Below are 12579 nucleotides of genomic sequence, written 5' to 3'. Positions count from 1 at the left end.
TATTTATTATTAGCGGTTAAATAAATAGATGTATTATTATACCTTGCATTCTTATATATATATTATGTAAAAAAACATGATAAAAAATAATCTTTAACTGTTTGTAATTAACACATTTCTCTAATAAAAAAAACTCAAAGCAAGTTTTTTTTGACTTGCTCTATATAGTATTGGTTGTAGTTTTTTTACCTGTAATGGAGTGCAATCTGGCCAATTTGCCCCATAATTTTTACTGAATCTTTAAATGATAATTTAGAACCATCCATATGAATCCATCTATTTAAAGGTTTCTCTAAAATTAATTCCTGAGTTTTTGCAGAACCATATATTTTTTTCATTCTCATGAAAATCTCTACATCAAAAATCCATTTTGTTACAAATTTTTCACTAAAAGTTTTTTCTATAATTTCTTTTGTCATTATTTTGGCTCCACATTGTGTATCATTAATTTTCATTCCAAGAATCTTTATGATAATATAATTTATGGTTTTACTGATCAGTACTCTTGCAGATTGTTTGGTAATGTCAGCTCCCATTCTTGAAATTCTCGAACCAAAAACTAATTTGTATTTAGAGTTATAGATAGTATCTGCCAAATCTTGAAAATCATCAAAATTGGTAGACAAATCGGCATCTAAAAAACCGATATAATCAAATTGATTTTGCTTAGCTAAGTGTAACATTCCGAGGCGAACAGCTTCAGCTTTTCCACCATTTTTTATGCAATCATATACACTAATATATTCTTCTTTCCCTTTTGTTAATTCATTTAAAACTGCTAATGTATTGTCTTTACTTCCGTCGTTCACAAAACACAAATGGTATCCTAAATTTTTATGTACAAAAGACTTAAATTCATCACTAGACAAACGGGTTTCTTCGTTATAGCACGGAATAACAACTCCAATACATTTGTTTTGGATATATCGCTCTTTCGAATTGGTTTTTTCTGTAACACTTTTTTCAATAGTAGAGCCAATTAACCTTTTTACTCTTGCGCCAATTTCGCTTAAACTCAAAGGCTTCTTCATGTAGTCATCAATGCCTAAATCAAAAGCTTTTATAATGACTTCTTCATCAGTATTACCAGATAGTACCATTACAGGTGTGCTGTCTTTTTTGATTTGCTTGATATATTTGACGACCTCCAAACCAGATCCACTTTCGTTCAAAGATTCCGCATTAGAAAGGTTAGACATATTAATGTCAACAATAATTAAATTTGGTTTTTCACTGTCATATCTTGCAATGGCATCCATTATATTGTCTGCACTGATAACTTCATATCCTGAACTGCTTAGTAATTTTTCTAAAGACAACAAAACCAATTGCTGATCATCTACTATTAGTATTTTCATAATATTCAATTTAAGTTTATTGTATTGATTTGAAACATTCTATATACATCATTATAATTTTATCCATTGAATGGGCACTCGCAGCCTGAAAATTCGCAATAGCTAATTCTTTTCTATAGGCATCGTTTGAAATAATTTTTTCGATGGCTACAGCTAAAGATTCTGCACTTTCGGGATTAAAAAATTCTCCTTTATACCCTTCATCTTTAATTAGCAAGGCCAAATCGCCCAAGTCAGGCATGATAACTGCTTTGCCATAGCTGCCCGCTTGGTGCAACACTCCAGAACTACCAGTAGTAGATGTATAAGGGAAAACCACAATTGTACTATCAGTAAAGATTCTTTCTACATCATTTTCATCAACATATCCGGTAAAAATAATTCCTTCAACATTTTTATATTTTTCTTGTAACGCCTCTAAATATCCAGCTGTGTTTGGACTATTTGTTCCAGCAATCACTACCTCTAATTTTTCTGGATTTGTTTTTCGAACAATTTCAACTGCTTCAATTAAAATTTCAACTTTTTTATAAGTTCCAAATTTTCCAAATGCCATAATTTGTTTGGGTCCGGATTTAATTTCAAAATTTGGATTTTTGACCGATTCGAATGTTCCATGTGGTATTAGTATTACATTTTGGCTATGGTATTTAACATTTAAAACATCCACATATTTATGAATAGTTACAGCAACTCTATTGGCTTTCAAAATGCATCTGGTAATGTTAGTTCCAATAAAATTATAAATCTTCTGCATGGATTTATTTTCTGTGAATCCCGCTTTTTTCAGATCAACCTGTTCTAATATATTGTGCAATAAAACCACTGTTTTATATCCAAAAAATCTCAAAATCATAGGTAACAATAATCCCAAGGCAGAAGGTATTTTTTTATCTCCAAATTTTACAAACTGAAGATTAAATAAAATTACATCTGGTTGTTCTTGTCGAACTGCATTAAGAATAGAAAAAATAGTGGTGTAACTGTTAAATCTCCAACATTCTTTAACTTTAACTTTTTCTTTTTGGTCAAAGTCTAATTGTTTCGCTTCAAGTGTTTTATCCGATAATAAAATTAATTCGGCTATTTCTGAGTTGTGAACAAAGTTTTTTACCAAATGATAACCATATTCATTTAGTGTAACTTTACTTGGTGGAAATGCAGTGACTAGAGCTACTTTCATGTTTTAAAAATGTTACTTTTTATTGTTATTAAAAAAGAAAAAAAACAGTTGAAATAATAATAATGCTGTCATCGCGATGATTTGCATAACAACGATCTGTTCGATTGAATTATGATAGAGGACGATCAGAATTATTTGTGTAAGCCCCAGAAAGGCTGATATTATAACAGGTACATACTTATTTATAGAAAGAAAATAGTAAGTAAAAATATTTGCAATGGCAAAAATTGAAGTAGCCAATGCATATTTCCAAAGCAAGAAAGCAATGGGTAGGTATTTCTTGCCAAACATCAATTGCACTACAATTTCGGGAAATAAGAGTGTACCTAAAACAATTATAGTAGACAAGCAAACAATATATAAAACATATTTTAACAGAATTGGAAGTGTATCTTCTCCTTTTTTTTTTAAATGTATTACTTTAGGTAAAAGGAGCATTACAAACATCCAGGCAACAAAATATACAACCCGGCCTATTAATGCTAAAGAAGCATATAAGCCCGCTTTTTCATTATCAAAATAATGTTTAACCAACATAATATCACTATTGTTAATGATAATTTGCGTTAATTCATAGAAGGCTGTTAGAGCAAAAAATGTAATAATGGATTTTTTATCTAAATTATTACTTAGAGTTTTGTTGTTTTTGCAGTAAATTATTTTTTGAAAAGGAATCAAACCAAAGGCAAAAGAAATTAAAATTCCTAGTGAGATAATAATAGAAGATTGGATTTGAGGTAAAAAGTAGAGCAACAAAAGTGTCACAATCAAACGACATAACATCTCAAAGTAGTAAGTTTTTGACAAATTTCTCAGATCATTTTTTCCCTGGTATAAACCTCTATTAATACTCATTATAAAATAGATTGGAAGTCCCAAACCAAACAAAATGAACATTAATGAGGTTTTGGTTTTAAAAATTTCCTGTAATTGAGTACTGAATACGGCTACTATACATCCTAGTATTACACCGAATAACATTGCATACTTAAAAATAAATTTTAAAAAGAAATGCGATTGAGTTACTGAGAGTAAAACGGTATATTTAGTAGCAGTAACCTGAAATGTAATTCCAATAAAAGATAATACTAAGAGCAAAGTTATTAAGATTGCAGCATCAGCAAATCCAGAAGGTCCAAGTATTCTTCCTAATAGCAGATTGTACAAATAATTGCCTGCATTTACAAATAAAATTGTAAGCATGAAAAAATTCTCCGCAGTGATCTTTCTATATGTAGTTTTAATATTCAATTCAAGTGTATTGTAATAAATAATAAAAATAATATTTTAAAGGGCTGATTCTTACAAACAAATATAATAAAAATAAGAAAATTTTAACAAGAGTAACAAAGAAATTTATTAGGATAAATTCCCTCTTTTTAACAATTAACTAAATCAACATATTTATTATGAATTGTAATTTTGAAATTTAACTGTAATTTAAATCAATGCCAAGACATAGATTTAAACAAACAAGGTTATGTAATGCTGTCTTTTTCTAAACCTAAAGCCAATTTGAAAACCTATTAAAAAAAAACTTCAACTTTATTTGATATAATTTATTGAATTATATTTTTATAAAATAATATCACAGTAAATGTTCTCATTCTGTTAATAATTACCTTTAGATCATTATTCTGATATAATATTGGTGCTTTTGTATGTTTTTTTTTGATATTTTAGATGTTTGTAAGTATTTCTTTTGATGAAAGGATATCTGTACAGTTATATTGTTTTCTTCTATAGAGCGATATCGATGTATTTACAAAACAATAATCTAAAATAAAAGCGATTGAGAGAGACTTCTAATAAATATTTGATAGTAGCCTTACTTTTTGGATTAACTTTCCATGGCAGCGCTATTTTTTTTACTTTGGAAAGTACTTACGACGCTTTAATTCATATTTTTTTCGGAAATCATTATGCCCACAGTTGGTTTGAACCTTGGAATTATAGTTGGTATACGGGTTTTAATGTGATGAGTTACCCTCCATTAGTACATCAGGTCATTGGATTACTTTCTTTAATTGGAGGTTTGAAATTTGGTATGTTTACTGTGGCTATTGTTGGAATTATTTTATTCATTACAGGAGCTTTTAGATTTTCACTTTTAATAAGTGGAAATCGAGCTGTTGCAGGTTATTCAGCTATTCTGGCAGTTGTTTCTTCTTCTTTTATTGAAACATTGCATATTTTTGGACAGTTACCCAGTATTATTGGAATTTCCGTTTTGATGCATGCACTTCCAGAGATTTATCTTTTTATTAAAACAGGAAAAAAAAAATATTACTTCACATCTCTGTCTTTGATGGCTGTAACTGTTTGTTCGCATCATGTTACACCTTTATTCGGGATGGTGTTTTTCGTTTTGCCTTTAATCGGAATGATAGTAATGGATACCGCTCGTGGAAATGTCAATTCCTTTAAGCAAATCACTTTCAAAATATTCTGCAAAACATTTCTGTCACTATTAAAACGTATTATTCTTTTCTGTGGTAGTGCCGTTTTTCTGTTGGTATTTTGTATACTGCCTTATTGGATTAATTCTAAAGCCAATCCCATTACTCAGGTTCCTATTCCGCATGGGAGTCGTGATAATTTTATAGAAGTAACCTCATCCGGGTTGATGTTCTTCTTAATACCTTGGGGAATATTACTTTTTATATTGCCTTATATATTTTATAGATATTACAGTAAAAGGTATATTTTTTTCGGGTTATCCTTAACCTTGCTAACTGTTTTAGGAACTGGTGGCACAACTCCAATTCCGTTAGCAATTTTAGGAAAAAATGCTTTTAATATCCTAACCTTAGATCGCTTTACACTTTGGGCTTCTATAATGAGTTTGCCTTTTTTTGGTGAGTTTGTTTACCGATTAGTTGAAGGTGACTTAAGAACGGCTTTGCAAGTAAAATTTGGCAGTGTTTATCGCAGAATTATAGGTGGATTATTTGCCGGTTGCTTTTTGTTTTTTGCTGTTTTTACTATGACTTTAGGGTATTTTAGACCCTTTCAGCCACAAAAAATTAACTTTTTGCCAATTGTCAATTTCTTAAATCAGGATCAGCACGATCACTGGAGGTTTTTGCCATTAGGTTTTGGTGATCAGATGGCCTACTTGTCGACACAAACAAAGGCAATGACGGTTGATGGAAATTACCATTCGGCAAGAAGATTACCAGAATTGACTTCTCGTGCAGTAGAACGGTTGGAAAACTCCAAATTCAGGGGACTTGAAGGTATTGGTTCATTGCAGCAATTTCTAACTGTTCCTGAAAAATACAATTTGAAATATGTTTTTTCTAACGATAAATTCTACGATCCAATACTCTATTTCTGCGGTTGGCATCGATTATCACAATTAGAAAATGGTATTATGGTATGGGAAAAACTAAATGTGCATCCATTGTCTAAAATTCTTCCAAAAGATGATGTACCAATCTATTTGAAATTGATGTGGGGAGTTATTCCAATGTTAACCATTCTTGTGGCTTTTATGCTTAATGTTCAGATGATTTGGCTTCAGGCCTTAAAAATAAAGCCTTTAGAAAAACCTTCTTTCAATAAGTTTGGAATTATTTATGCTAATTTTCCAACACCGATGGTAAAATTTCTACACGTTTGGACAGTAATTTTACTTCTAATTATAAGTTTTGGAGTATATCGAATTTACATTAAGAATGCTACGCAGATTAGTCCAGAAAATGTTGTAAAAGCATATTATGATGCTTTAGATTTTAAGTTTTACGATAAGGCACACTCTTATGTCGTTCCTAATAAAGAATACTCGGTGGCTCAGTTTATGCTGGAAATTTCTGTTTCTGATGGAGTTCTTAATTCTTACGCGAAGTTAGATGCTATCGAAACTAAAATTATCCAGCAAAATAAAGACAAAGCCCGAGTAAGCGCTGTAACCAAATGGGTTACACCATTAGAACTTATTGAAAAAAAGTACATACATGATGTTCAGAAAATAAAAGGGAAATGGTTTATTATTCGGGATAAAAAAGATAGCGATATTCCTCCGGACGAATTTATTTCAGACAATGTTAATTCGTATTACAAGCAAGGGAGACGAGAGATTACTACCCAACAGACCTATCATGAAGATGTGTTGCGCCAACCAGATTTAGAAATTGTATCGGCAAGTTTGGTAAAAATTAATAATCAATATATCGTAATTGGTGAAGTTCAAAATATAGATAATGTTCCTGCAGATGTGGTCTTGAAAGCTACTTTGTATGATAAAGATTATAAATCAATTGCCGTATTTAACGCTAAGTATACTATTAAACATAAGTTAATGCCAAAAGAGGTCACAAGTTTTAAGGTGAATTTTGAAGATATTGCGTGGTTAAAGCCAACTGATGTAAAACCAACTACTTTTAACCCTGATGAATTTACGCCAAAGGAATTGAAAAATATTCCCACAACATTTGATATTCAAAGTGCTGGAAATGTGGCAACCACCGACTTGTATAATTCGGTTGCTATTTCAGATTTACTGATAGATGATAACCAAATCAAAGGAACTTTATTCAATTACGGAATTCAGGAAGTAACCATCCCTGAGCTTTTAATTTCGTATTACAATGACAGAAAAGAATTAGTTTATGTTGATCATCAGTTTATAAAAGAGGGAGTTCGCATTCAGCGTAAGCAATATTTTGCGTATAAATTGCCTAAGGATTTGAAGCCTTGTATCATAAAATCTTCTACAGAAAATTGTTTTGTAAATGGTTTAAAATCAAAAGATCTTGGACGTGTTATAATTCCAGTACGAAATAGCAGACAAGAAAGTGCACAAATGCAAAAAGTTAAAGGACATAGAGGGTATTCGTTTATTAAAATTGAAATCAATAATTACATTGGAAATCCTAGATAATGAAGTATAAAATATCTATATTTAGTTTTTGTTTGTTTACTATATTATTGGTCTCAGTCACTTTAATGCCTAAAAAGCAAACAGGTACTATTGTATTAATTACACAGCAAAAGACCTTTATAGCGGGTGACAAAATAATTTTAGATTTTAAGGGAAATTCGTCAAATAAACCGAAGTTATTTCTAATTCATTCTTTAGGAAAAACACTTTTAGATGGTACGATAAAAAATGATAAATTGACTTTTATCCTTCCTAGAATTTATGCTGAAAAAGCAGGCCATATTGATTGGTTTTTGGCAGTAAACGGAGAAAATAAACTACATGGAAATTTTGAAATTTTGCCCAACAACGGTACCAAAACCAATATCGAAAATTATTTAGGTCCACCAAGTACGTTAGTAGGGGATGATCATTTTGTAATGTACGTTACGATTCCTACTGATGACTTTGATAATCCAAAACCTGAAAATACTCTCGTAATTTTTAGAAGTCAGTTTTTGAATGCAATTACAACTCAAACAGTAAAAACGAAAGACCTTATTGCTTGGAAAATAATTAAGGCCCCTACAAAATCTGGAATCGTTTTGGTTTCTGCTCAATGTAATGCCACAATTACTAAAGAATTTAACGCTGTAATTTTTGCTGGAATTGCTACAAATTTTATGATTTCATTTATTAGAAATCATCAATTTGCTGATGGAAATCAAATTACTACCTTAAAAACCACTATCATTAAAGATAAATTTGGTAATGTTGTAAGCGACGGAACGATGGTGTCATTTATAATTTCTACCACTGGCGGTATGGTTTTAAAATCATTTGGCACAACAATAAACGGAATTGCAACTGCTCAGATTTTGCATCCTGATCACCAGGATGTTTATACCGTAAAAGCTTATGTAGCGGGAATAGCAGAAAGTAATTCTATAGCAATTAACTATATGCCGATCAATCCAAAAATTGAATTTGGATTTTCAAAAGATAATCGTACTATAATAGTCGGTCCATTGCGTAGTTTTATGAATCAGTTAGTTCCAGATGGAATTAAAGTGAGTCTAAAAGTATATCATCATAATCAACTCATAGCGACTTTGCAAGAAGATAGTGAAAAAGGTTATGCCGTTTTTATTATTTCATCTGAATACTATAAAGAAAAAAAATATTCATTTGAAATTTCAACCTTAGGAAGCAGTGAAAAAGTAGAAGAAAAAAAATATGATAGTAATTAACAATAAAAATAATTATCGGTCAATTTTAATAATTTCATTTATTGCAATTAATGTTTTGGTATTATTTGGTATTAGTGAAATTTTAGGTTACTTAAATTCTGGAGCAGATAGAAGCTCTATGCTGCATCTGGAAAAAGAGACCTCAAATACATATTTACCGAAAGTAACTTGGGAAACTTTAAAAAATCAAGGTAGAACAATGGAAGCTCAAACCATTCGGAAAATTGAGGAGCATTATTTGTTTTCTTATGTAATAAAAAATAATGCTCTCAAAAACAATATCAACGATGGAATTGAAGATTATTTTACAGAAAGTACGAGGAGGCAATTAGAGCAGGTTATTTCCTATAATAAGACCAGAAAAATTTCAATCCGCAGTACAACAATAGAACATCATGCATCCTTAGATTTTTATAGCGAAGACGGACAACAAGTCGTTTTTACCGATAAAAATGTAGTTGAATTTCAAAATATCTATCAGGATAATAAGCTTATAGCTTCTGTTCGGGACACTGCAAATTATAAGGTTTTAATGCTGCTGGAAGATGGTTTTTGGCGCATTCGGCATTATGTTCGGATGCAAAAAGAAAAGAGTTTGGTTGCTGTAGAATTAAATAAAAAGATATACACGGTAAAAGGTAATGAAATTTTAAAAAATGGTGTTCCCTATATCATAAAAGGGATTAATTATTATCCTAAAAATTCTGCCTGGGATATGTTTGGAAATAAATTTAACAGAGACACAATAGCTGCTGATTTTGAAATTATTACGAAAGCAAAACTCAATACGATCAGGATTTTTGTTCCTTATGAAGAATTTGGCAAAGCAGAGATTCCACAAGAAAAATTAGACAAGTTAAAAATAGTTTTAGACTTGGCAGAAGAAAAAAAACTAGCTGTAATTGTGACATTATTTGATTTTTATGGAGATTATTCTCCAGAGAGCTGGACTTTAACGCATCGCCATGCAGAGAAAATCGTAACTATTTTTAAGGATTGTAAAAATATTATTGCTTGGGATATTAAAAACGAGCCTGATTTAGATTTTCAATTGCATGGGGAACAAAATGTAAAACCCTGGCTGGAACAAATGATTGTAACAGTCAAAAAATTCGATCCTAATCATTTGGTTACTGTTGGATATTCTAATATTGAATCGGGAGAGATACTAAAAGATAAGGTAGATTTTGTATCGTATCATTATTATGAAGATAGCTCGCTTTTTGAAGATAAGCTTGCTGTTTTAGAAAAAGCAACCAAGAAGCCTTTGGTAGTACAAGAATTTGGGCTTTCATCTAATCGTGGACTTTGGAGTTGGTTTGGTAATTCAAAAAATGTTCAGGCCAATTATCATAAAAAGATGCAATCTATATTCAAAAAGAAAAAACTTGCATTTGTGTCCTGGACTTTATATGATTTTCCAGAAGTTCCGGATAAAGTTGCTGGAAAATGGCCGTGGATCAAAAACAAACAAAAACAGTTTGGATTCATAGATTCAGAAGGAAAAAAGAAACCTTCTTTCCTGTATATAAATAATTGATTTTAGAAAAAGGCAAAAGTCTAACAGAAAAAAGCAATGTACTTATGGAAGTAATTGGAACAGTGCTGACAAAAATCAAAAAAATGATTTTAATCTGCCATCTTGCTACTTTATCTGTTATCCATAATTAATTTATTCTTTTGTTTCTTATTTCTGACGCAAATACACATTGCTTATAAGATTTTTTTTTTTTTTTTTTTTTATTGATATGCAGTTTATTGTGGACGAATAATCAATGTTTATACTTAACTTGCAGTTAATTACAAATTATATGTTATAAAATGAACATTAAAAAGGAAATAGTCTTGTTTTTTTGCTTTCTCCTTGGATTATCAATTCAAGCACAAGATATGCAGGAGGGTTTTACCAATTTAGAGAAAGGGGAATTTGCCCAAGCTGAAATTTTTTTCAGCAAAATCTTAAAGACATATCCAGATAATAAAACGGCAAAGCTATGTTTCGGCAGAGCTGTCGGTTTAAATTCAAGTCCTGAAAAAGCTACAGTGATTTTTTCTGAACTGCTAAAAACGTATCCCGATGATTTTGAAATCCAACTGAATTATGCTGAATGCATGTTATGGAATAAAAAATTTTCTGATGCAAAACCTTATTACCTTGGTCTGATAGCAAAGTATCCCGAAAGTTTTCCGGCTTTGTTAGGATATGCAAATACTTTGTCTAATTTGAAAGAATATAAGGAAGCTTTAGTATATGTAAATAAAGCTTTGGCAGTTTCTGCTAAAAATCCAAATGCCTTGGTTTCTAAGAAATACATACGAATGGGATATGCCAATCAATTTGTACAGCAAGAAGATTATGATAGCGCACTTTATTTATTAGATGAAAATTTTGAGGATTTTCCAAAAGACAAGGAAACATTAATGAATAAAGTTAATATTTATTTAATGACTAAAGATGAAAAAAATGCAACCAAGATATATCAAGAATTAGCAGTAACAAAAAAGGACAGTTTGTTTTCTCTGAATGGATTATCATTGGTTGCACATATCGCTGAAAGAGATAGCGAAGCTTTATCTATAGCTGAACAAGCATTAAAAAAAAGCCAGCATATTGAGGATGCAAAATTACAAAATCAAACAAAAGAGCGATATGTTCAGGCATTAATTTGGAATAAAAAGTACAAAGAAGCAGCCATAAAAATTAAGGAATACCAAGCTGGTAATCCCAATGAAAATTGGGTATTTGCCCTTTCTGCAACTTTAGGAATGTATCGTAGTGATTTTAAAGAAAGTATTACAGATTACCAAAATATATTGGCCAACGATGCAAAATCATTCGATGGAAACTTAGGAATATCGAATGCTTACTTTGCAAATGGCGAACCATTAAAAGCTTATAAAGCAGTTGATATAACCTTAAAAATTTTTGAAAACCAAAAAGATGCTGTCGGATTTCTAAAAAAAATAAATGAAAATTTTACACCAAGTGTAGAAGAGAAGTTAAGTTATTCATTTGATAATGGAAAGAACGAAGCCTACGCAACTAATACAGTTTTTAATTTTCCAATATCTACAAAATGGACATTTTTAGGAAAGTACCAATACAGAAAAACAGAAAATACAGTAACTAAAAATTCGGCAACCTCTAATGACTTTGAGTTAGGCGCACAGTGGCAATTTCATCCCAAAATAAATTTTTATGTTTTACTAGGTTTTAGTAATGCACAATCTTTCGTTAGTAGGTATAGTCAATTATTAGCAGATGTGTTTTTCAAAATAAAGCCGTTAAAATTGCAAGATTTAGAAGTGGGTTACAAGCGAGATATACAGAACTTCAATGCTGATCTGGTAAGTAGAGAGATAACAGCTGATAATTTTTATTTCAATTATAATATTGGCACTAACTTCAAATTAGGATGGTTTACACAATATTTTTACAGCACACAAAGTGATAATAACAAGCGAAACTTATTATTTACCTCATTATATTATAATTTTTTATCAAAACCAATTTTGAAAGCTGGATTTAACTATCAATTTATTGCATTTCAAAAACAAGTACCGATAATTTATTTTAGTCCAAGTAAATTTAATGCTTATGAGATCTTTATTGATTTTTTGAAAGATGAAAGGTCGACTGAAAGCAATACTATCTTTTACACACTAAGTGCCGCAACAGGATTTCAATACATTGAAAATGATGCCAAGCAATCGACTTATCGGGTGCAAGCTAAATTTGGTTATAAATTTTCGGATCGTTTTTTGGTTAATTTTTATGGTGTTAAAAGTAATATTGCGTCTGCTACGGCTGCTGGATTTCAATATACAGAAGTAGGTTTGCGTCTTAGATGGATGTTGACATCTAAACCCTTATTCAAAGTCAAAAAAGACAAGGAGTAAAACCTTTTAACTATTAATAAACAA

At 30.6% G+C, this 12579-nt stretch carries 7 protein-coding genes; 4 read left to right on the top strand and 3 right to left on the bottom strand.

Annotated features, from left to right (window positions below):
• Positions 1–185 precede the first annotated feature (185 nt).
• The 3 genes from LNQ34_RS22265 to LNQ34_RS22255 are packed head-to-tail and all read right to left on the bottom strand — an operon-like array spanning position 186 to position 3792.
• The gene (locus tag LNQ34_RS22265; protein ID WP_166926329.1) at positions 186–1358 is read right to left on the bottom strand and encodes a response regulator; all 1173 of its coding nucleotides are present in this window, start codon (positions 1356–1358) and stop codon (positions 186–188) included.
• A gap of 16 nt (positions 1359–1374) precedes the next feature.
• A complete protein-coding gene (locus tag LNQ34_RS22260; RefSeq protein ID WP_070905725.1) occupies positions 1375–2541 on the bottom strand; it encodes a glycosyltransferase in 1167 nt (388 codons plus the stop codon).
• A gap of 12 nt (positions 2542–2553) precedes the next feature.
• On the bottom strand, positions 2554–3792 hold the full coding sequence (locus tag LNQ34_RS22255; RefSeq protein WP_306783668.1) for an MATE family efflux transporter: 1239 nt from the start codon (positions 3790–3792) through the stop codon (positions 2554–2556).
• A gap of 541 nt (positions 3793–4333) precedes the next feature.
• Between LNQ34_RS22255 and LNQ34_RS22250 the strand changes: the two genes are divergently transcribed.
• From LNQ34_RS22250 to LNQ34_RS22235, 4 genes are all read left to right on the top strand, one after another.
• Positions 4334–7426 (top strand): hypothetical protein, encoded by a 3093-nt coding sequence (locus LNQ34_RS22250; RefSeq protein ID WP_070905727.1) that lies wholly within the window; start codon positions 4334–4336, stop codon positions 7424–7426.
• Positions 7426–8655, top strand: a complete 1230-nt coding sequence (locus LNQ34_RS22245; protein ID WP_230001314.1) for an Ig-like domain-containing protein — start codon at positions 7426–7428, stop codon at positions 8653–8655. The genes LNQ34_RS22250 and LNQ34_RS22245 overlap by 1 nt, the downstream gene beginning before the upstream one ends.
• Positions 8642–10195: a cellulase family glycosylhydrolase gene (locus LNQ34_RS22240; RefSeq protein WP_089059971.1), complete on the top strand. Its 1554-nt coding sequence runs from the start codon at positions 8642–8644 to the stop codon at positions 10193–10195. Before LNQ34_RS22245 ends, LNQ34_RS22240 begins: the two co-directional genes overlap by 14 nt.
• Positions 10196–10476: 281 nt before the next feature.
• Positions 10477–12555 carry a tetratricopeptide repeat protein gene (locus LNQ34_RS22235; protein ID WP_230001313.1) on the top strand — a complete coding sequence of 693 codons (2079 nt, stop codon included), beginning with the start codon at positions 10477–10479 and terminating at the stop codon, positions 12553–12555.
• Positions 12556–12579: the final 24 nt, after the last annotated feature.

Source organism: Flavobacterium lipolyticum (assembly GCF_020905335.1).
GTDB lineage: Bacteria > Bacteroidota > Bacteroidia > Flavobacteriales > Flavobacteriaceae > Flavobacterium > Flavobacterium lipolyticum.
This window is presented reverse-complemented; position numbering and strand designations above follow the sequence as displayed.